This is a genomic window from Paraburkholderia sp. BL6665CI2N2, assembly GCF_004366535.1.
Classification (GTDB): Bacteria; Pseudomonadota; Gammaproteobacteria; order Burkholderiales; family Burkholderiaceae; genus Paraburkholderia.
The window spans coordinates 8,015,146-8,036,371 of record NZ_SORC01000001.1 but is presented as its reverse complement, the minus strand read 5'-3'; the positions used below and the strand labels follow the sequence as shown (position 1 = coordinate 8,036,371).

General features: G+C 63.8%; 19 protein-coding genes. 15 read left to right on the top strand and 4 right to left on the bottom strand.

What is annotated here, in order from left to right; translation table 11 throughout:
* Positions 1-14 precede the first annotated feature (14 nt).
* From B0G81_RS36065 to B0G81_RS36055, 3 genes are all read left to right on the top strand, one after another.
* Complete coding sequence (locus B0G81_RS36065; RefSeq protein ID WP_134142320.1) at positions 15-1,103, top strand: LacI family DNA-binding transcriptional regulator; 1,089 nt, start codon at positions 15-17, stop codon at positions 1,101-1,103.
* Between the two features lie 71 nt (positions 1,104-1,174).
* On the top strand, positions 1,175-1,993 hold the full coding sequence (locus B0G81_RS36060; protein ID WP_116117157.1) for a YhfC family intramembrane metalloprotease: 819 nt from the start codon (positions 1,175-1,177) through the stop codon (positions 1,991-1,993).
* A 179-nt stretch (positions 1,994-2,172) separates the two neighbouring features.
* Entirely contained in the window at positions 2,173-2,541 is a 369-nt protein-coding gene (locus B0G81_RS36055) for a DUF3022 domain-containing protein (protein ID WP_121308137.1), read from the top strand.
* A gap of 18 nt (positions 2,542-2,559) precedes the next feature.
* On the opposite strand, the gene B0G81_RS36050 is transcribed toward B0G81_RS36055, so the two are convergent.
* The gene (locus B0G81_RS36050) at positions 2,560-2,997 is read right to left on the bottom strand and encodes a PGDYG domain-containing protein (protein ID WP_121308135.1); all 438 of its coding nucleotides are present in this window, start codon (positions 2,995-2,997) and stop codon (positions 2,560-2,562) included.
* A 297-nt stretch (positions 2,998-3,294) separates the two neighbouring features.
* Positions 3,295-3,816, bottom strand: a complete 522-nt coding sequence (locus B0G81_RS36045; protein WP_116117155.1) for a Spy/CpxP family protein refolding chaperone — start codon at positions 3,814-3,816, stop codon at positions 3,295-3,297.
* A gap of 198 nt (positions 3,817-4,014) precedes the next feature.
* Here B0G81_RS36045 and B0G81_RS36040 point away from each other — a divergent pair, with 198 nt between their 5' ends.
* From B0G81_RS36040 to B0G81_RS36030, 3 genes are all read left to right on the top strand, one after another.
* Entirely contained in the window at positions 4,015-4,899 is an 885-nt protein-coding gene (locus B0G81_RS36040) for a LysR family transcriptional regulator (protein ID WP_134142317.1), read from the top strand.
* Between the two features lie 135 nt (positions 4,900-5,034).
* Positions 5,035-5,493 carry an Lrp/AsnC family transcriptional regulator gene (locus B0G81_RS36035; RefSeq protein WP_012433266.1) on the top strand — a complete coding sequence of 153 codons (459 nt, stop codon included), beginning with the start codon at positions 5,035-5,037 and terminating at the stop codon, positions 5,491-5,493.
* Positions 5,494-5,716: 223 nt separating this feature from the next.
* Positions 5,717-6,814 (top strand): saccharopine dehydrogenase C-terminal domain-containing protein, encoded by a 1,098-nt coding sequence (locus tag B0G81_RS36030; RefSeq protein WP_134142316.1) that lies wholly within the window; start codon positions 5,717-5,719, stop codon positions 6,812-6,814.
* Between the two features lie 135 nt (positions 6,815-6,949).
* Here the strand turns inward: B0G81_RS36030 and B0G81_RS36025 are convergent, their stop codons facing one another.
* A complete protein-coding gene (locus B0G81_RS36025; RefSeq protein WP_134142314.1) occupies positions 6,950-7,567 on the bottom strand; it encodes an ATP-binding protein in 618 nt (205 codons plus the stop codon).
* On the bottom strand, positions 7,564-7,713 hold the full coding sequence (cydX, locus tag B0G81_RS36020; protein ID WP_134142312.1) for a cytochrome bd-I oxidase subunit CydX: 150 nt from the start codon (positions 7,711-7,713) through the stop codon (positions 7,564-7,566). Before cydX ends, B0G81_RS36025 begins: the two co-directional genes overlap by 4 nt.
* A 375-nt stretch (positions 7,714-8,088) precedes the next feature.
* Here cydX and B0G81_RS43950 point away from each other — a divergent pair, with 375 nt between their 5' ends.
* The 9 genes from B0G81_RS43950 (at position 8,089) to B0G81_RS35975 (ending at position 21,121) form a co-directional block, all read left to right on the top strand.
* Complete coding sequence (locus tag B0G81_RS43950) at positions 8,089-8,259, top strand: hypothetical protein (protein WP_166678908.1); 171 nt, start codon at positions 8,089-8,091, stop codon at positions 8,257-8,259.
* A 131-nt stretch (positions 8,260-8,390) separates the two neighbouring features.
* The gene (corA, locus tag B0G81_RS36015) at positions 8,391-9,368 is read left to right on the top strand and encodes a magnesium/cobalt transporter CorA (protein WP_106284288.1); all 978 of its coding nucleotides are present in this window, start codon (positions 8,391-8,393) and stop codon (positions 9,366-9,368) included.
* Between the two features lie 351 nt (positions 9,369-9,719).
* Positions 9,720-10,682: a sugar ABC transporter substrate-binding protein gene (locus B0G81_RS36010; protein WP_106284289.1), complete on the top strand. Its 963-nt coding sequence runs from the start codon at positions 9,720-9,722 to the stop codon at positions 10,680-10,682.
* Between the two features lie 304 nt (positions 10,683-10,986).
* Positions 10,987-12,582 carry a sugar ABC transporter ATP-binding protein gene (locus B0G81_RS36005; RefSeq protein ID WP_106284290.1) on the top strand — a complete coding sequence of 532 codons (1,596 nt, stop codon included), beginning with the start codon at positions 10,987-10,989 and terminating at the stop codon, positions 12,580-12,582.
* The gene (locus B0G81_RS36000; RefSeq protein ID WP_106284291.1) at positions 12,582-13,637 is read left to right on the top strand and encodes an ABC transporter permease; all 1,056 of its coding nucleotides are present in this window, start codon (positions 12,582-12,584) and stop codon (positions 13,635-13,637) included. Before B0G81_RS36005 ends, B0G81_RS36000 begins: the two co-directional genes overlap by 1 nt.
* A gap of 164 nt (positions 13,638-13,801) precedes the next feature.
* Positions 13,802-14,842: a LacI family DNA-binding transcriptional regulator gene (locus B0G81_RS35995; RefSeq protein WP_106284292.1), complete on the top strand. Its 1,041-nt coding sequence runs from the start codon at positions 13,802-13,804 to the stop codon at positions 14,840-14,842.
* Positions 14,843-15,442: 600 nt separating this feature from the next.
* The gene (locus tag B0G81_RS35990; RefSeq protein ID WP_134142310.1) at positions 15,443-17,218 is read left to right on the top strand and encodes a methyl-accepting chemotaxis protein; all 1,776 of its coding nucleotides are present in this window, start codon (positions 15,443-15,445) and stop codon (positions 17,216-17,218) included.
* A gap of 414 nt (positions 17,219-17,632) precedes the next feature.
* Positions 17,633-18,394, top strand: coding sequence for a hydratase (locus B0G81_RS35985; protein ID WP_116117148.1), 762 nt, complete (start codon positions 17,633-17,635; stop codon positions 18,392-18,394).
* An 804-nt stretch (positions 18,395-19,198) separates the two neighbouring features.
* The gene (locus B0G81_RS35975; RefSeq protein WP_012433254.1) at positions 19,199-21,121 is read left to right on the top strand and encodes a PrkA family serine protein kinase; all 1,923 of its coding nucleotides are present in this window, start codon (positions 19,199-19,201) and stop codon (positions 21,119-21,121) included.
* Positions 21,122-21,226: the final 105 nt, after the last annotated feature.

Genomic DNA, 21,226 nt, shown 5'->3' with positions numbered 1-21,226 from the left:
TCGATGAGCAGCCGATGAGCACGACGCCGCAGTCCACGCCGCGCCGCGCGACGATCACCGACGTCGCGCGCGAAGCCGGCACCGGCAAGACCAGCATCTCGCGCTATCTGAACGGCGAGATGAGCGTGCTGTCGCCGGAACTGCGCGCGCGCATCGAGGCCGCGATCGCGCGCCTCGACTATCAGCCGAACCAGATGGCGCGTGGCCTCAAGCGTGGCCGCAACCGCCTGATCGGCATGCTGCTCGCCGACCTCACGAACCCCTACACGGTCGAAGTGCTGCAAGGCGTGGAAGCGGCATGCCACGCGCTCGGGTTGATGCCGCTGATCTGTCACGCGGCGAACGAAGTCGAGATGGAGCGGCGCTATCTGCAACTGCTCACCACGTACCGGGTGGAAGGCGTGATCGTCAACGCGCTCGGCGTGCGCGAGGAAACGCTGCGGCCGGTGGGCGGCGGCGGAATTCCGGCGGTGCTGGTCGATCGTTCGGTGGATGGGCTCGTCACGGATATGGTCGGTCTCGACAACCGGGCGGCGGCTGAACTCGGCACGCGGCATCTGCTGGACAACGGCTTCGACGATATCTGGTTCGTGGTTCAGCCTTTCGAGCAGGTCAGTTCGCGGCAACTGCGCGAAGCGGCGTTTCGTGAAGCGATCAGCGCTCAAGGCGAGCAACGCGGCAAGCGCGCCGCGCGCGGTCACACGTTGGTGCTGAACCTCGCGGAAGCGGACGAGGTGGCGCGCGGCCTCGCCGAACTGGACCGCGCGATCGACGCAGCCGCCCACGCGCTCGGCGCCGCCGGCGCCACGAGCAACCCGGCGCGCATTGCCCTGTTCGCGGCGAACGCGCCCGTCGCGCTATGTCTCGCCTTGCATTTGAAAGCGCGCTACGGCGCCGACTGGCAAGCCCGCGTCGCGCTGCTCTCCATCGACGACCCCGACTGGGCCGAACTGACCGGCGTCACCACGATCCGCCAGCCGACCTACGAGATAGGCTACCGCGCGGTCGAGTTCCTGCACGAACGCATCGAAGGCGTTCAGACCGCCGCGCGCGACTGTCTTCTGCCGGGCGAACTGATCGTCCGCGCCTCCACTTTGCGCTGAATTCCCGCCGATCTGCGATCATTCGGGCTGCGGCGCGCAGCGGGTGCGCGCCGGACATCGCAAGGAAACTCATGGTTGTTGCACCGCTTACCCTCTCGAGCCTCGCCCTCGCGACGCTGCTCGTCGCCGCTTTACCCTTCCTGATCTACCGCCGTCTGCGCCGGCCGCTCGCGCTCAAGCCGCGTGACGCCATCACCGGCATCGCCGTGTTCGCGCTGTTCGCCATGGTGATCGAGCGCGCGCTGAACGACTACGTGCTGCATCGGAACGAAGCGACCGCGAACTTCCTGTCGAATCCGCTCGCCTTCGTGGTGTACGGCGCGCTGGCCGCGGGTATTTGCGAAGAAGTGGGGCGGTTCATCGGCATGCGGCTGCTGCTCAAACGGGCGGCGGCGAAGGCCGGCGCTACGTCGCTCGCGGCGGGCACGAACGACGGCACCGCGCTGACCTACGGCCTGGGCCACGGCGGCGCGGAAGCCTGGCTCGTCGGCGTGCTGGTGCAGATTCAATGGATCCTGTTCGCGGTCTTCGAAAACCGCGGCGAACTGGATGGCTATCTGAGCAATCTGCCGACCGATTCGTTGATGCGCATCCACCTGATTCTCGCCAGCCTGACGCCGCAGACGGCCGGCATTTTCGCGCTCGAACGGGTGGCCGCGCTGGTGTTCCAGATCGGCTTGTCGGTGCTGATGTGGCGCGGCTTGCGGGCCGGCTGGCGCGGCATCCTGCCGCTCGCGATCGTATTGCACGCGTTGGTGGACGTGCCCGCCGCGTTGTTCCAGGCGCAGCTCGTGCCGCTGGCGGCGGTGGACGCCTTGTATGCAGTGGGAGCGGTGATCGTGGCGGGGTTGCTGTTCCGAGCGTACAGGCGTCCTGTCGTGGCCGCTTGATGCGCGCTTCATACTACACGTTCGACAACCGCGTGACCACCACGCGATAGCCACGCGATAGCCACGCAATGGGCGCGTGACGGTCGCTCGATGGCGCGCATCAAACGCGCTCCGTCCTGAGCCGTCAACCGTTCTCTACAATCGGCTTCTTTTCGAGGCCACCCTTTCGGCACACTTCAATGGAAGAAGCTTACCAATACGACTGCGCCAATCCCGAGTTCGAGGAACTGGCGCGCGTGATCAGCGATCTGTTTCCCGAGCAGACGCAGTTCATGCAGCGCGCCGCGGAAGACGGCACGCCGACGCTGGCCATTCACTGGGTAGCAATGCGTTTCGGTTCCACCGCGCGCCGTATCGTGATGACCGTGGTGATCGCACCGGCCGCGTTGGCGCGTTATCGCGCAATGCCGGCGCGGCTGCGCGGCCGCAGTTTCGCGGTGCTGCGCGCGTATGTCGAAGCGAGTATCGGCTCGCTCGAAGAACAGTATGCGAATGGCGAAGCGGTGCCGCGTGATGTCACCGTGGATCTGGGTGACGAGTTCGCGTGATGCACATGCGGAGCCGGCTCAATCGACGAGCCGGTAGACCTTCGCGAAGCGGGCGGCCTGCACCACGCCGTAGTCGCCTGGCGCGTATTGCATGACCCAGTCGCCGGCGACGCCGCGCAGCACGTCGCCGCCGTTTGCCGAGCGCGCGAGCGTGAACGCTTCATGCATCTGTTTGGCCAGCACGACGGCGGGGCGGTTGCGGTACGCGCCGGCTTCGCCGTGCGAGACGGCCGCGTCGGCGGGAACGTATTTGGCGTCGAAGCGTGCGCGCGAGACGACCCAGCGGTCGCCCGTCGAACCGGTGATCAGCGCGTCGCCGCGGACATAGCGGTTGGGGCCTTCGAGGCTCATCAGTTCGCCTTCGGCGGCGGCGAATTCAACGCTGACCGTTTCGTCTTTGACGACGCGGCAGGCGTCGGCGTCTTGACTCAGGTCGAGATTTTTCAGTTCGGTCATGAAGCGGGCAAGTATGGAGAGTTTGGCAGCGGTGCCGGACTTGAAGTCTTCGGGCCGCGTACGACTCGCATCATGCCAGATGCATCTGGCGACCGGTTTCTTTTGCGAAGGATGGCGGCGCGGATCGTCCATTTGTCGCGCGCAATCGCCAAGGCGGGAAGAGCCGGAGCGGCGTGTGGACCGCAGAAAAGTTCGACGTGCGGCAAGCGTAAGGGCGAAACCCCTGCCGCGCACGGCAAAAAATCCGCCGCGCGCCGCGTGCACAAGCGACACTGCGCGCAAGCGGTTTTTTTACACTTACGGCTTCACCGTGGCGTCGCTTGCCGGCGCGGCAGCGGCCTTGCCGCCTTTACCCTTGCCACGATGACCATGGCCTTCCACGCCGCCCGGCTGATGGAAGGTCACGTCAGCCAGCTTCTTCTGTTCCGGCGAGAAGCTGTTGTACAGCGGGTCGAACGCATCGACGAGCTTCTTCATGCCGTCCGCGTGCGCTTGCGCGATCGTCGCGTATTGCTTCATGTCGTCGAGCGCCGACAGGTTGGTGGCGGCCCGGCGTTGCTGGAACAATTGACCCATCGTCTGGCCGTTGCCGCGCATCACGTCGGCGAACGCGTTCCACTGCGATTCCTGCGCCGAGGTGATCTTCAGTTGCGAGTGCAGGTAGGCGATGCGGTCTTCGACGTTGCGCTCATGGCCGGCCTTGCCGGCGGGTGCGGAAGCGGCGCTCACCGGTGCCGACGCCGATGCCGGTGCGGAGGTTTGTGCGAACGCGCCGCTCATGGCGACTGCGGTGGCCAGCATTACCAGTGCTTTTTTCATCGAAACTCCTGATGTCTATTCGAATTGGGACAAGGCTCGCGAGCGAGCGGCCCGTGGTGCGTCAGTCATGCACGAGTCAAGACGACGCACGGCGGCCGGCTGCCCACTTTGCCGTCGCCGCTATTAGTATCACGATATCCCTACAATGCGGCTCTTATGCGACAAACGCTTACAACCGAAACGAACAGGAAATAGCGGGTGGACAAATTCGTCAGCATGGAGATCTTCGTCGCCGTGGTCGAGGCGGGCAGCCTGACGGCGGCCGCCGAGCGCTTCGACATTTCGTCGGCGATGGTGGGCAAGCATATCCGTTCGCTCGAAACGCGGCTCGCCACGCGGCTATTGACACGCACCACACGGCGGCAAAGTCTGACGGAGATCGGCCGGCAATATTACGAGCAATGCCGGCGCATTCTGGCTGAGGTGAAAGAAGCCGAGTCGCTCGCCGAGGCAATGGCCGCCGCGCCGCGCGGCGTGCTCAAGGTAACGGTGCCGCTCACTTACGGCGTGGAAGTCTTCGCACCGGCGATGACCGAGTACCTCACCGCATGGCCGGACATCACGCTCGAACTCGATCTGTCGAACCGCTTGATCGATCTGGTGGAAGAGGGCTTCGACGCGTCGGTGCGCATCGGGCGGCTGCCGGATTCGAGTCTTGTGGCGCGGCCGTTGAAGCCGTACCGGATGCGCGCGTGCGCGTCGCCCGCGTACCTTGCGCGCGCCGGCACACCGCGCACGCCGGAAGATTTGATGCATCACGAGTGCCTGGGGTTTCTGCATTGGGGCCGCGAAGGTTTGTGGCGTCTCGGCGGCGACAACGCGGAGGAATGCCAGCTGCGTGCCGGCCGGTTTCGCGCGAACAACGGCCAGGCGCTCAAGGTCGCCGCGCTGCACGGCTTCGGCCTGGTGTTGCAGCCGGAGGCGCTGCTGGCGAGAGAAATTGCCAGTGGCGAACTGGTGTCGGTGCTGGAAGATTATTTGCCCGATGGCGCACCCGTGCATCTGCTGTATCCGCGCGATCGCCGCGCCACGCCCAAGCTCACCAGCTTTATCGATTTCGTGGTCGAACGGTTCGGCGTATGAGCCAGGCGGCGCACGTTTCGCGACATCTCGTGTGATTCACACGATGTGTTCATGGCGATAGCCCCGGTGACTTCTCCATTTGCCGATGAAGACGCGCGATAATCCGCCTCACCTGAGCCACTTCCTTTTCTCTCCATGAGACCTCCGCGCCTCGACCAACTCGATGATCTCGATCGCAACCTCGTTGCGCTGCTGCAAGCGAACGCGCGCGAGAGCGTCGCCAACCTCGCGCGCCAACTGGGCGTGGCGCGCACCACGGTGATCGCGCGCATCGCGCGGCTGGAGCGTAGCAACGTGATCGCCGGGTACAGCGTGCGGCTCGGCCAGGACGTGCTCGATTCGAGCATCGTGGCTTATGTCGGCATCATCATTGCGCCGAAGCATGGGCCTGCCGTGCAGAAACGCCTCGGCAAGATGCCCGAGGTGCAGTTGCTGTGCGCCGTGAGCGGCGAGTTCGATTACGTTGCGTGGCTGCGTGCCGATTCGCCCGATCGCCTGAACGATCTGCTCGATCAGATCGGCGAACTGGAAGGCGTGGAGCGAACCACGACTTCGATCATTCTGGCGCGCAAGATCGATCGCGGCATGGTGTGAGCGCCGCCTGACGTTTACGCCGTTTTAACATCTTTCCGACATATCGACTGATTGGTTCGTCATAACGTCGAACTTCATGGTCATACCGCAGCATTTTGCGCGTATGAACTGTTTTTGCTTCTCCCTAAACTGTTGCTGAAGGGTACAGCCCGCCGGGCGCCGCGCCACAAGCGCAGCGCACTTCCCAAAGCTGGAGACAGCACACAATAATCAGGAGAAGCGCATGAAAGTAGCCATCGTTGGCGCAGGTTTGATCGGTCACACCATCGCCCACATGTTGCGCGAAACCGGCGACTACGACGTCGTCGCATTCGACCGCGACCAGCACGCGCTCGACAAACTCGCCGCCCAGGGCATTCCGACCCACCGCGTGGATTCCGCCGATGCAGCCGCGCTGCGCGCTGCCGTGCAAGGCTTCGACGCGCTCATCAACGCGCTGCCGTATTACCTCGCGGTGAACGTGGCCTCGGCGGCCAAGGGCGCGGGCGTGCATTACTTCGATCTCACGGAAGACGTGCGCGCCACCCATGCGATCCGCGCGATCGCCGACGACGCCGATCACGCTTTCATGCCGCAGTGCGGTCTCGCGCCGGGCTTCATCGGCATCGCGGCGCACGAACTGGCGAACCGCTTCACGGAAATCCGCGACGTCAAGATGCGGGTGGGCGCGCTGCCGGAATTCCCCACCAACGCGCTGAAGTACAACCTGACGTGGAGCGTCGACGGTCTGATCAACGAGTACTGCCAGCCGTGCGAAGCGATTCGCGATAGCCGTACGCAGTGGGTGCAGCCGCTCGAAGGCCTCGAACATTTCTCGCTCGACGGCACCGAATACGAAGCCTTCAACACCTCCGGCGGTCTCGGCACGCTGTGCGAGACGCTGTCGGGCCGGGTCGAATCGCTCGACTACAAGTCGGTACGCTATCCGGGCCACCGTAATCTGATGCAATTCCTGCTCGAAGACCTGCGCCTTGCCAGCGACCGCGACACGCTTAAGGCCATCATGCGCCGTTCGGTGCCTTCCACCGCGCAAGACGTGGTGCTGGTGTTCATCACGGTGAGCGGCATGCGTGACGGTCAGCTGGTGCAGGAAGTCTTCACCCGCAAGATCTTCGCGAAGACCGTGTGCGGCGTGCCGATGAGCGCGATCCAGATCACCACGGCCGGCGCGATGTGCGCGGTGCTCGATCTGTTCCGCGAACAGAAGCTGCCGCAAAAGGGCTTCGTGCGCCAGGAGCAGGTGTCGCTGCGCGACTTCCTCGCGAACCGCTTCGGCCAGTTGTACGAGGGGCAGGCGCTGGAGACCATGGCTACGGTCTGAAGGATCGGCGCCGAGGGCCGTGCGACAACGCGGCAACACGTATGAAATGTCTGCCGCGAGCAGCTAGGAAGGCTTCGTAGAGAGCCGAGGAAGCGCCCCGTCATTCGGGGCGTTTCTGTTGATGCCGACGTTACGCTACACGGGCATCGGCGGCATGAGCGTCGCCGCGCGCGGCTCGCCGACGATGCGCGCGAGCAGGGCTTCATAATCCGCCGACGTTGGCGCGGTATTGTCGAACATCAACAGGTCGTCGCGGATATCGACTCCGGGTTCAAAGCGGCGTTGCCGATATTCGTCCCAGTGCGCAAGCTTGTAGGCATCGTCCGGATTGGCGCGCTCCACGATGCGCCGATGCGCCGTCTCTTCCGACGTATGGACCCACACGACCCGGAGCGCCACGTCCGCATCCACCCCCAGCCACGCGCGATCGAACAGGCGCCGCTCACGTACTTCGCGCGAGAGCGGCCCGACCACGATCGCGCTAATGCCGAGTTCGAGATTGTCGCGGGCGGTATCGAGCAGGCCGCGATACTCGGGATCGCGCAGATGCTCAAGGAACAGCGGGCTGTCGCGGTCGTTCGAATCGCCGGTCAGCATGGCCATGGCGGCCGCGCTGTAGCCGCCGTAGAGCGTGTCTTTATCGAGCAGGCAGAAGGGCGTGGCGCACGCTTTCATCAGCGGGCCGACGAGTTTTTTCGCGAGCGTCGTCTTGCCGGTGCCGGCGTGACCGCAGAAGAAAACCAGATGAGTCACGAAGGGCGGTCCTCGGGCGTGGCAGGTACGGCGCCGGCGCGTTGCGGGTCACGCGTGAACTTGTCGCCGGCCTCCAGCCACATCACGTTGATGATGCCGAAGCCCAACGCCACGCCGATGCCGAGAATCCAGGTGAAATACCACATTGCAGTCTCCTTGATCTTATGTCGGACGAGGCCGGACCTGAAGCGTTGCGCGGTGTCGCCAGAGCGATGGCGAGCTGACGGCGGGCGAAGGTATGCGCTGGAACCGAGGGTAAATCCGCAACGCGGACCTCGCATGCGGTAGCACACGGAACCGCCCTTTGCAGCGATCATGAAGAAGAACGCGGCGCCGTGCAAGAGGTCGCGGGGTCGGCCGTTCGGCCAGGCTGGCGGAACGGCCGACCGTTGCTATGATGCATGGCAAAGGTTGGGCGGCAGCAGCGGTCAGCAATCAGGACGGCCAGGCATTGTCCTGCATACCGATCAGAAAGAATACGCACACGAGCGGGACCATAACCAACTAGACGGGAGACCAGCATGCCGACGCGTCCGGACCACCACCGCCAAGCCGCACTGGTCGCATTGGCGAGGCTGGGCGCGCTTGCCGCATCAAGTCTCGGCGTGCTCGCCGGCTGCGCCTCGACACCCGCCGAGCCGGTTCCGTTCAAGCCGGTCCCGGCCGCACGCATCGTCGGTCGCGAGGCTTAACAATTCGATACATGGCCATTACGCGTAGCCCTTAACATGGCGGCTAAAGCAAATTCGTTCATGCAGAGCGCCGCCAGGCTTACGTATCGTAAGCGTGCGGCCGGCCTGTTCCGTTTTCAAGGTAACTCAACATGCTGATCAATTGCGCCGCGTATCAGGACGGCCGGAAGCTGGCAGACATCGACATCGATAGCATCAGCGACTACGTGGCCAGGCCCGAGTGTTTCGTCTGGGTGGCGCTGAAAGACCCGGGCCCGGGCGAACTGGCCGTGATGAAACACGAGTTCGGCCTGCACGAGCTCGCGATCGAAGATGCGCAGAACGGCCACCAGCGTCCCAAGATCGAGGAGTACGGCGAGTCGCTGTTCGCCGTGATGCACACGGTGGAAATGGATGAAGAGGGCGAACTGCTGATCGGCGAAGTCGACGTGTTCGTCGGCGCCAATTACGTGCTCTCCGTGCGGCGCGGCACCCGCGCCGGCTTCCAGAACGTGCGTGCCCGCTGCGAGCGCGAGCCGCAACTACTCAAGGAAGGCTCGGCGTTCGTGCTGTATGCGCTCGCCGACGATATCGTCGATCGCTATTTCCCGATTGTCGAGACCATGAACACCGAGATCGAAGCGCTCGAAGACCGCATTTTCGACCGCAACAATTCGGCGGCTTCGCGCGCGATCATCGAGGATCTGTACTCGCTCAAGCGCCGCCTCGTGATCCTGCAGCACCATATCGCGCCGTTGCAGGAAGCCCTCAGCAAACTGACGGGCGGCCGCATTCCGAGCATCTGCGAAGGCATGCAGGCTTACTTCCGCGATGTCTACGACCATCTCGACCGGATCGTCAGAATCATCGACGGCCGGCGCGAAATGGTCGTCACCGCCGTGCAGGTCAATCTCGGCATGATCTCGCTGGCGGAGAGCGAGGTGACCAAACGGCTCGGCTCGTTCGCGGCGCTGTTCGCGGTGCCGACCATGATCGCCGGCATCTACGGGATGAACTTCCAGAGCATTCCCGAGTTGCATTACCAGTACGGCTATCCGATCTGTCTTCTGGTCATGCTGAGCGTCGACCTCGTGCTGTATTGGCGCTTCCGCAAGGCCGGCTGGCTCTGATGTGAGGCGGTGCGGCGTTCGTCCGCGCCGCTCCGCGCTTGCACCGCACGCAATAAAAGTCCAGCATAGGCGGCCCGCCGGCTTGCGATCTTGCAACCGGCGGTCAATCCGACACGCACGGACCAAGCGAGGAACTCTTGCCACACGTCGTCTGCCGGCGCGCTGAAGCGGCGCGCCGCTTCGATTCGACCTTATGCAGTGCATCGCCGTGCGTCCCGCGTGCCGATGCACTGCAACACCGCGCATCGTTGACAATCAGAATAGACTGCGCTGAGAATGGGCTTCGCAAACGTTTGCGCACTAATTAAAAATAAGGCTCCGCCGCGAGCCTGCCAGACCCTGGAGATATGCATGAGCCAACGCATTCGCCGCCGCATCCTGACGGCCGCCGTCCTCGCCACCGCCACCGCCGCGCTGCCGTTTTCCTCCGCGTACGCGCAAAGCGCGCCCGCTCATAAACCGAAGGTCGCGCTCGTGATGAAGTCGCTCGCCAACGAGTTCTTCCTCACAATGGAGACCGGCGCGAAGGACTATCAGAAGCACAATCCGTCGCAGTTCGACCTGATCACCAACGGCATCAAGGACGAGACCGATACGGCGAACCAGATCCGCATCGTCGAGCAGATGATCGTCTCGAAGGTCGACGCGATCGTGCTGGCGCCGGCCGATTCGAAGGCGCTGGTGCCGGTCGTCAAGAAAGCGATCGACGCGGGCATCATCGTGGTGAACATCGACAACCGGCTCGACCCGGACGTGCTCAAGTCGAAAAACCTGAACGTGCCGTTCGTCGGCCCGGATAACCGCAAGGGGGCGCAGAAGGTCGGCGACTATCTGGCGAAGAAGCTGAAGTCGGGCGACGAGGTCGGCATTATCGAAGGCGTGTCGACCACCACCAACGCACAGCAGCGCACCGCGGGTTTCAAGGACGCGATGCAGACGGTCGGCGCCAAGGTCGTCTCGGTGCAGTCGGGTGAATGGGAAATCGACAAGGGCAACGCGGTCGCGTCGGCCATGCTCAACGAATACCCGAACCTGAAGGCGCTGCTCGCCGGCAACGACAACATGGCGATCGGCGCGGTCTCGGCGGTGCGCGCGGCGGGCAAGCAAGGCAAGGTGCTGGTGGTCGGCTACGACAACATCAATGCGATCAAACCGATGCTCAAGGATGGCCGCGTGCTCGCCACCGCGGATCAGTACGCGGCCAAGCAGGCCGTGTTCGGTATCGACACCGCGTTGAAGGCGCTCAGCGAGCACAAGAAGCAGGCGGATCTGTCCGGCGTGGTGGAAACGCCGTGCGATCTGGTCACGAAGTAAGCATTGCCCGGTCAGTCCCGGGGTAAGTCGGGTACGCGGGTTCGCGCCGGCGCCGTTTCATGCTTCATGCTCGACCTGCGCCCGCCAAACCCGCGTCTATTCAATAAACGCTCAAGAAACCTGCCGCGCCGCCGTTAATTCCAGAGGTAAGCGTCATGACGGTGCCGCGCGACGGGAGGGGGCGTGGCTGTTAGCGCCGGCGCATTCCGCGCATTGGGCCGGCATGACATGGGGCGCAAGGGCTGCTACTTCACCCGGTCGAATCGGATGAGGCCGCGCCTGCCGCCCGGGAACCAGGATTGCGATGGATTCAACCGATCACGACGCCGTGCCTGCCGTCCTGTCTGTCAGCGGCATCGGCAAGACCTACGCCGAACCGGTGCTCGCCGACGTTTCGCTCTCGCTGCGCGCCGGCGAGGTATTGGCGCTGACGGGCGAGAACGGCGCGGGCAAGAGTACGCTGTCCAAGATCATCGGCGGGCTGGTCGATCCGACCGCCGGCACGATGCAGCTCGGCGGCGTGCCGTATGCACCGGCGAGCCGTACCCAGGCCGAGGCACTCGGCGTACGCATGGTCATGCAGGAACTGAATCTGCTGCCGACCTTGTCGGTGGCCGAAAACCTGTTCCTTAACCGCTTGCCGCGCGCCGGCGCGTTCAGCTTCGGCTGGATCGACCGGCGCAAGCTGCGCGAGGACGCGCGTCACGCCATGGCGCAGGTCGGGCTCGACGCGATCGATCCGGACACGCTGGTCGGCGAGCTCGGCATCGGCCATCAGCAGATGGTGGAGATCGCACGCAATCTGATCGACGATTGCCGCGTGCTGATCCTCGACGAGCCGACCGCTATGCTGACCGCGCGCGAAGTCGATCTGCTGTTCGAACAGATCGACCGGCTCAAGGCGCGCGGCGTGGCGCTGATCTACATCTCGCACCGGCTGGAGGAACTCGCGCGGGTGGCCGAGCAGATCGCCATTTTGCGCGACGGGCGGCTGGTGCATGTCGACGCGATGGCCAACCTGACCAGCGACGAAATCGTCACATGGATGGTCGGCCGCGAACTCGGCGAGCGGATCGAACTGGGCGTGCGCAACATCGGCGCGCCGCTGTTGAAAGTGGACCGGCTGACGCGCGGCAAGGTAGTCCGCGAGGTGTCGTTCGAAGTGCGCGCGGGCGAGATTTTCGGCATCAGCGGCCTGATCGGCGCGGGCCGCACGGAGTTGATGCGGCTGATCTACGGCGCGGATCCGAAGGATAGCGGCACCGTCTCGCTGGCCGCCACGCCGGGCGCGCCGCCCACGCCGGTGCAGATTGCTTCACCTTCGGACGCGGTGCGCGCGGGCATCGCGCTGATCACCGAGGACCGCAAAGGCGAAGGCCTGCTGCTGCCGCAGCCGATCGCGGCCAACGTGTCGCTCGGCAATATCGGCAGCGTGGCGCGGCACGGCATCGTCGATGCGAAGCGGGAGAACGCGCTGGCGCAGACGCAGATCGCGGCGATGCGGATCCGTACGTCGGGGCCGGGGCAGATTGTCGGCGAGCTGTCGGGCGGCAACCAGCAGAAGGTCGTGATCGGCCGCTGGCTGGCGCGCGACTGCCGCGTGCTGTTATTCGACGAACCGACGCGCGGCATCGACGTCGGCGCGAAGTTCGATATTTATGGCCTGATGGGTGCGCTGGCCCGTGAAGGGCGCGCGCTCGTCGTGGTGTCGAGCGACCTGCGCGAGCTCATGCTGATCTGCGACCGGATCGGCGTGATGTCCGCGGGTAGCATGACGGGTGTGTTCGAGCGCGATAACTGGTCGCAGGACGCGTTGCTGGCCGCGGCTTTCGCCGGCTACCGCAGCCGCGAAGCGTTGCTGCACGCCGCCCCCGACACCAGCGAAGCAGGGAGTGTGTGATGAACGATCAACCGTTGCGGGAAGCATCGGGCGACAAGCCGGGCACGGCGAGCGGCACGGGCACCGTGACGCCGCCGCCCGATCCGTCGGCGCCGCTCGCGAGCGGCAAGCCGGCCGGCACGCGGCTGGGCTTTTCGAATTACCTAGGGCTCGCCGGCGCGTTGCTCGGGATGATCGTGCTGTTCTCGCTGCTGAGTTCCCACTTTCTGACCTACGACACGTTTAGCACGATCGCCAACCAGATTCCGGATCTGGTGGTGATGTCGGTCGGCATGACCTTCGTGCTGATCATCGCCGGCATCGATCTGTCGGTGGGATCGGTGCTGGCGCTCGGTGCGTCGGTGGTGAGCGTGGCCGCGCTGAAGTGGGGCTGGGGGGCATTGCCGTCGGCGCTGCTCGGCGTCGCGGCGGCGGCGCTGACCGGCACCATCACCGGCGCGGTGACGGTGGGCTGGCGGATTCCGTCGTTCATCGTCTCGCTCGGTGTGCTGGAAGCGGCGCGCGGCATGGCGTATCAGATGACGAATTCGCGCACCGCCTATATCGGCGACGCGTTCGACTTCCTGTCGAACCCGATCGCGCTCGGCATCTCGCCGGCGTTCCTGATCGCGGTGGCGGTGATGGTCATCGCGCAGCTGGTGCTTACGCGCACGGTATTCGGCCGCTATCTGGTCGGCATCGGCACCAACGAGGAAGCGGTGCGGCTCGCGGGCGTCAATCCGCGGCCCTATAAGGTCATCGTGTTCGCGCTGATGGGCGCGCTCTCGGGGCTGGCCGCGCTGTTCCAGATTTCGCGGCTGGAAGCGGCCGATCCGAACGCGGGCCAGGGCGTGGAACTGCAGGTGATCGCGGCCGTGGTGATCGGCGGCACGAGCCTGATGGGCGGACGCGGCTCGGTGATCAGCACTTTTTTCGGCGTGTTGATCATTTCCGTGCTGGCGGCCGGCCTCGCTCAGATCGGCGCGAACGAGCCGACCAAGCGGATGATCACCGGCGCGGTGATCGTGGTGGCGGTGGTGCTGGATACGTATCGCAGCCGCCGCAAGCGGGCCTGACAGGTGAAGTCACGCAAACCGGCAGAGTAACGCAACCTGGGCAGTCACAGCGTCATGAGCGGTAAAGCGTAAGAATTCACGGATTGAGTCGATCTTCGATGAAGAGTCCGGCGGGTCGCCAGGTGGCGCGGCCGGCGGTAAAACAGGCGGGAGAGCAACAGGTTATGGCGACGATCAAGGATGTAGCGGCTGCGGCAGGCGTGTCGTTCACGACGGTATCGCACGTGGTGAACAATTCGCGGCCGGTGTCGGCGGACGTGCGCGCGAAGGTCGAGCACGCGATCCGTCAGCTCCACTATGTTCCGTCGGCGGTGGCCCGCTCGCTGAAGGCGCGGGCGACGGCGACCATCGGGCTGGTCGTGCCGAACGCGACGAACCCGTATTTCGCGGAACTGGCGCGCGGCATCGAGGACGGTTGTTCGCGCAACGGCTACTGCGTATTCTTCTGCAATTCCGACGACGATCCGGCCAAGCAGCGTAACTATCTGCGCGTGCTGCAGGAAAAGCGCATCGACGGCCTGATCGTCGCGTCCGCCGGCGACGACGCCGTGCTCGCGCAGACGCTCGCCGACTCGCACGAGCCGCTGGTCATTCTGGATCGCAACATCGAAGGGCTGAACGCGGATCTGGTGCAGATCGATCATGAGAAGGGCGGCTATCTGGCGACCCGGCATCTGCTCGAACTGGGGCATGTACGGATCGGCTGCATCACCGGGCCGGTTCAGACGGCGGTCAGCGCGATGCGGGTGCACGGCTTTATCCGCGCGATGACGGAGCGCGGCATCGAGATTCCGCCCGACGCGATCGTGGAAAGCGATTTTTCGGGCACCGGCGGCCACCGTGCGGCCGCGCAACTGTTCGACACGCTCAGGCCGACGGCGATTTTTGCCGGCAACGACATGATGGGCATCGGCGCGCTGCGCGCCGCCGCGGAACGCAATATCAGCGTGCCGCGCGATTGCTCGATCATCGGTTTCGACGATATCGAACTGGGGCGTTTCACCTATCCGGCGCTCTCGACCGTCGGGCAATCGGTCCGCGCGCTCGGCGATATGGCCGCGCAAACGCTGATCGAACGGATCGCCGGGACCTCGTCGGGCACGCCACGCGCGCCGGGCCGCCGGCGCGTGGTCTCGCCGCGGCTGATCGTGCGCGAATCCACCGCGACATGGGCCGGCGCGGCCAGGCGCGATCTGGCGGCGTGACCGCAGACGGATGCGCGGATTTCAAACGCGCATTTGTGGTTAGCGGAGCGGTTGCTCGTGCGAGGCGATTCCTTTCGCGCAACACGTAGCCTTCGAGTTTCACCCGCATTGACCCGCGACGGGCTGCTGAACAGTTCGGCGACCCCGCGGACGCTGTCGGATGCGGCGCTGGAAACGCGCGTATGTTTCGGCGCTAAACAGTATTTCTACGCTTGCCTTGTCACATCGGGATCAGGCAGTCGGACGGATTCAACCATGCGGCGCTCGCTAACGTCGCCGCAATCTAGGACCTTCGCGCGACGCCGTCAGCACACCGCCAGCCGCCGCAACGGCGCGCCGCCTCGCTCTGCCGACCTGGACCCACCGCCGCTCCGGTTCCACATCGGCTGCCTGCCAAGCCGCCGGCTGTCAGCCTATTGTAATTTATTCCGTTGTCTACGCCGCCTTTCCTCATACCATATAAATCCTTCAAGTACGCGGTCACCATGCCGTAAACAGGCTCATTAGAGCGCGGCATCAAAAGAACGCGACTACGCAGACGCCACACGCCAAGCCGCGCTGCGGACGCAGCCTCACATTTTGTTAAGCACAGGAACAAGCATGTTGAACAAGGGCATTACGATCAAGGCGCGGATAGGCCTCACGATGGCGTTTCTCGCCGCGCTGCTCGTCGCCATCGGCGTATTCGGTCTGATCGGCATGAGCCGTTCGAATGACGCCTATAAGGACACGTTCACCAACGCCATGCCGAGCGCGGTCAATATCGGCAACGCCGAGCTGTTTGCGGCGCGCGAACGGCTCGCGCTCGACCGCGCGGCGTTCATGATCGGCACGCCGGAAGCGCCGCCGACGCTCGAGCGCGCGCGCACCATGCGCGCCACGTCGGACACGTGGTGGAAGAAGTACATGGACCTGCCGCGCGATGCGGATGAAGACCGCCTCGCGCAAGACGTCGTCTCCAAACGTGAGGCGCTGCATCAGCAGATGGACGCGTTCGCCACGATCGTCGCCGCGAACGAGTCGCCCAAGCTGGTCGACGGCGCCAAGCGGCTGCAGGCCGCCTACAACGACCTCGCCAATTCCGACGACGCGCTGCGCAAATATCAGTTCGCGTCGGCGAAAGAGGGCTACGACACGGCGCAAAGCAGCTTCGACGTGTTCCGCATGGTCAGCGCGGGTGCGTTGCTGATCGGCGTGCTGGCGGCGGTGATTTCGTACCTGACGCTCAGCCGCGCGATCGCCCGGCCGCTCGATGCCGCCCTCGGTCATTTCGACGCGATTGCTGCCGGCGATCTGCGCCGCCCGGTCGTCGTGACCTCGCGCGACGAAATGGGGCAGTTGCTCGAAGGCATCGCCAAAATGCAGCGCAGCCTCACCGAAACGGTGCGTACCGTGCGCAGCGGCAGTGAATCGATTGCGACGGCCACGCGCCAGATCGCGGCCGGCAATATCGACCTGTCCTCGCGTACCGAAGAGCAGGCGTCGGCGCTGCAGGAAACCGCGTCGAGCATGGAAGAGCTGACCGGCACGGTCAAGCAGAACGCCGACAACGCCCGCCAGGCGAGTTCGCTGGCGGCCAATGCGTCGGAGATCGCCAACAAGGGCAGCGCGGTGGTCGGCCAGGTGGTCGGCACGATGGGCGACATCAATCAAAGCTCGGCCAAAATCGCGGACATTATTTCGATCATCGAAGGCATTGCGTTTCAGACCAACATCCTCGCCTTGAACGCGGCCGTGGAAGCGGCGCGGGCCGGCGAGGAAGGGCGCGGCTTCGCGGTCGTGGCCGGTGAAGTGCGCAGCCTCGCGCAGCGCTCGTCGGCGGCGGCGAAGGAAATCAAGGAACTGATCGACACCTCGGTGGAGCGCGTGCAGTCGGGCTCGGCGCTGGTCGACGAAGCCGGCCGCACCATGACCGAGATCATCGGCGCAGTGCAGCGCGTGACCGACATCATGGGCGAAATCGCCGCGGCATCGGAAGAGCAGAGCAGCGGCATCGATCAGGTGGCGCGCGCCGTCACGCAGATGGACGAAGTCACGCAGCAGAACGCCGCGCTGGTCGAAGAAGCTGCGGCCGCAGCTTCTTCGCTCGAAGATCAGGCCGGCAAGCTGCGTACCGCGGTGGCCGTGTTCCACCTCGAAGAAAGCGGTTACAAGGCGCCCGTCAGTACGCCACCGAAGCGCGTCGCCACGCCGCAGCGCTCAGTCGTCGCGCGCAAGGTCTCACATACTCGCGCCGAGCAACCCGTGCCGCACGCCGCTGTTGCGACGAAGGCGCCGGCCACAACGGCACAGGCCGCTGCCGCACCAGCACGCGCGCCTGCTAAAGCCCCGGCATCCCCTAGTGCAGGGAGCGATCAGGACTGGGAAACGTTCTAAGCGGAAGTCAGACGCAACATTCATTCCCGGTGCTGCGGTCAATCCCATTAGATGGGTACGCGCTGTGGAAAGAAAACGCCGGCTGGCTTCGAAAGACCGCGATTGCGCAGGCATTCGCGGTCTTTTTTTATGGCGTGCGCATTAAGTAACGTTTGCGGCGTCGGCCGACCCCCTGGCGGGCGTCATGATCCGGTACATTGACGGACGCACCGAAGCAACCGTGCCTGGGCAATGCGGCCCGGCATAGTGCAGCAGGAGCTGACGGCCCGTTAGCCCACACGCGCGGTTCCGCCGCCTGCGACTACCGCCATGCATGGCCCAAACGAACGACCCAAACGCATGGCCCGACGTACGGCCACCACCCACCAGCACGCCACTCCCAATCGCTCAATGCGCCAGCCCCAAAGGACCGACATGACGCCATACGACTTCGCGAACCGCCTCGTCGAAGCACGCCGGCAGCATCGCCCGATCGATGCGCCCGCACCCGACAGCCTGCCGCCCGACGCGGCAACCGCATACGCGATCCAGCAGGCGGTTATCGCAGGTCTCGGCGACTCGACCGGCGCCTGGAAGATCGGCGCGAAAGCGCCGGGCGCGGCCGCCGCGGGCGCGCCGATTCCGGCTTCGCTGGTGCTGCGATCGCCGGCGCGCGTCGCGCATGACGGCTTCTTCAGAGTGCTGGTCGAGCTGGAGATCGCCTTCCGTTTCGTGGAGGCGATCGAACCGCGCGGCCGCGCCTATGCGCGCGACGAGGTGCTCTCGAAGGTCGGCGTCGTCTTGCCCGCCATCGAGATCGTCGATAGCCGCTTCACCGAGTGGCCGAATGTCGCGCCGCTCGCGCAACTGGCCGACGCCCAGAACAACGGTGCGTTGATCACGGGCCATCCGGTCGCTTATGCGGGTCTCGCGCGCGGCTTCGACTTCGTCTCGCCGGAACTGGAACTGAGCTTCGAGGGCGCTTCGCTGCTGCCCGAAGCCACCGGCAATCCGGCCGGCGACCCGCGCGAACTGCTGGTGTGGTTCGTCAACCATTGCGCTGCCATGGGCATTACGATCGAGCCCGAGTGGACCATCACTACCGGTTCGTATGTCGGTGCCCACAGGCTGGACAAAGCGGGCGTCGTGCGCGGCCGCATCGACGGCCTCGGGGAAGTGGAGATTGAACTGACCTGAGGCATCGCACGCTTGTAACAGTACATTACGAAGCTTCGTTCAAACGGCTGCCTGAGGGTGGCCGTTTTACATTCTTCGCATCTGTGAGGGCGACCTCGCCGTATACAGCTATTGAAGCGATGCAAGGTGATGTCGTCATCCAGTTATACATGCGGCTAACCATGCTCTCGACGCGGTTAATGCGCGCACGTCGCACGGGGCGATTCATGACGAGCCGTGTAAATGACGCGGAACAAAACCGTTCATCAGTTGACGAAGCGCATGAAACCGCACGGACTTTGCTTAAGCTTGAGACGGCGTAGGAGGCGCGCACGAAGCGCGCATGAACATGTAACAGTCAGGTGTCGGTGTCGACCGAACGCTCGTGTCGCGCGTTGAGGAAAAAGTACCCGGACACAGAAAGCGGCCAGACGTCCGCGCTTTTAGCAACAAAGTGTGCGTGTGCAGACACGCCGTCTCATATTGCGGTGGGATCGTTCGATGAACGTAACGGCTGGTGCAAGAGAATATTGCGGGACACTTCGATCAGCACGAGCAGCATTGCAGCAGGCTGCTGATAAGGCGGCAAGGCAGCGGTAGAAGGGGCAGCGACGTGTGACCGCAATCGCTGCGACATGAGCGCAAGATTGTAGGTGGTCGAAACTTTGTTTCCAAGTGACGAGTGTTGGGAGACGAATACGGCGCGATTTTCGCAACGTAGTTCGTGAAAAAAAATTTAAAAGGGTTTAGGATGAATTCGAGCGATGTCGTTTCCGAATAGCGCGCCGCGCACGACATCGGTCTAGACTTCGGCGAGGAGGTAGCATGGATATCTACAGCAGTTTCGCGACCCGCTTCGAGAAAACGCGAGAAGATGAGCTCTCGCTCGAGGAGTATCTCGCGCTCTGCAAAGACAATCCCGCCGCGTACGCCACGGCTGGCGAACGCATGTTAACGGCGATCGGGGAGCCGGAACAGATCGACACTCGTAACGATCCGCGCATGTCGCGCATCTTCGCGAACAAGGTCATCAAGGTATACCCCGCATTCCGTGAGTTCTACGGAATGGAAGAGGTGATCGAGCAGGTGGTCGCCTACTTCCGCCACTCGGCCCAGGGGCTCGAAGAAAAGAAGCAGATCCTGTATCTGTTGGGCCCGGTCGGCGGCGGCAAATCGTCGATCGCGGAACGTCTCAAGCAGCTCATGGAACGCGTGCCGTTCTACTCGATCAAGGGCTCGCCCGTGAACGAGTCGCCTCTCGGTCTGTTCGACTATGAGGAAGATGGCCCGATTCTCGAAGAACAATACGGTATTCCACGCCGCTACCTGAAAAGCATTCTGAGCCCGTGGGCGGTCAAGCGCCTGCACGAATTCAACGGCGACATCCGCAAGTTCCGCGTGGTGCGCCGCTACCCGTCGATCCTTCGCCAGATCGGTATAGCCAAAACCGAGCCGGGTGACGAAAACAATCAGGACATTTCGTCGCTGGTCGGTAAGGTCGACATCCGCAAGCTCGAACAGTACGCACAAGATGACGCGGACGCATACAGCTACTCCGGTGGCTTGTGTCTCGCCAATCAGGGGCTGCTCGAGTTCGTCGAAATGTTCAAGGCGCCGATCAAGGTGTTGCACCCGTTGCTCACTGCAACCCAGGAAGGCAACTTCAAGGGCACGGAAGGCTTCGGCGCGATTCCGTTCGACGGCGTGATTCTGGCTCACTCGAACGAGTCCGAATGGAAGGCGTTCCGCAACAACCGCAACAACGAAGCACTGCTCGACCGGATCTTCGTCGTGAAGGTGCCGTACTGCCTGCGCTACGGTGAAGAGATCAAGATCTACGAGAAGCTGCTGCGCAATTCGTCGCTCGCCAATGCGGTGTGCGCGCCGGGCACCTTGAAGATGATGGCGCAGATGTCCGTGCTCACGCGCTTGCAGGAGCCGGAGAATTCGAGCCTCTTCTCGAAGATGCAGGTGTACGACGGCGAGAACCTGAAGGACACCGATCCGAAGGCCAAGTCTTATCAGGAGTACCGCGATTTCGCGGGCGTGGATGAAGGGATGACAGGCGTGTCGACCCGTTTCGCGTTCAAGATTCTTTCGCGCGTGTTCAACTTCGACTCGACCGAGGTCGCGGCCAATCCGGTGCATCTGATGTACGTGCTCGAACAGCAGATCGAACGCGAGCAGTTCCCGCCGGAAACGGAACAGAAGTACCTGTCGTTCATCAAAGACGTGCTCGCCTCGCGCTACGCGGAGTTCATCGGCAAGGAAATTCAGACCGCTTATCTGGAGTCGTATTCCGAGTACGGTCAGAACATCTTCGATCGCTATGTGACGTACGCGGACTTCTGGATTCAGGATCAGGAGTTCCGCGACCACGACACCGGCGAGAGTTTCGACCGCGCGGCGCTGAACGCCGAACTGGAGAAGATCGAAAAACCGGCGGGTATCAGCAACCCGAAGGACTTCCGCAACGAGATCGTGAACTTCGTGCTGCGTGCGCGTGCTGCCAATGGCGGGAAGAATCCGGCATGGGTCAGCTACGAGAAGTTGCGCGTGGTGATCGAAAAGAAAATGTTCTCGAACACGGAGGAACTGCTGCCGGTGATTTCGTTCAACGCCAAGGGCTCGGCGGAAGAACAACGCAAGCACGAAGACTTCGTCAATCGCATGGTGACGAAGGGCTATACGCCGAAGCAGGTGCGCTTGCTGTGTGACTGGTATCTGCGCGTGCGCAAGTCGTCATGATGCGCATTGCGTGCCGCCCGCGCGGTCCGACCGCGTGGGCACCCTGCGAGGCGCAAGCTGCATGGACATAACGTTGCCTTGGGCAGCTACGTCTCGCAAACGCGA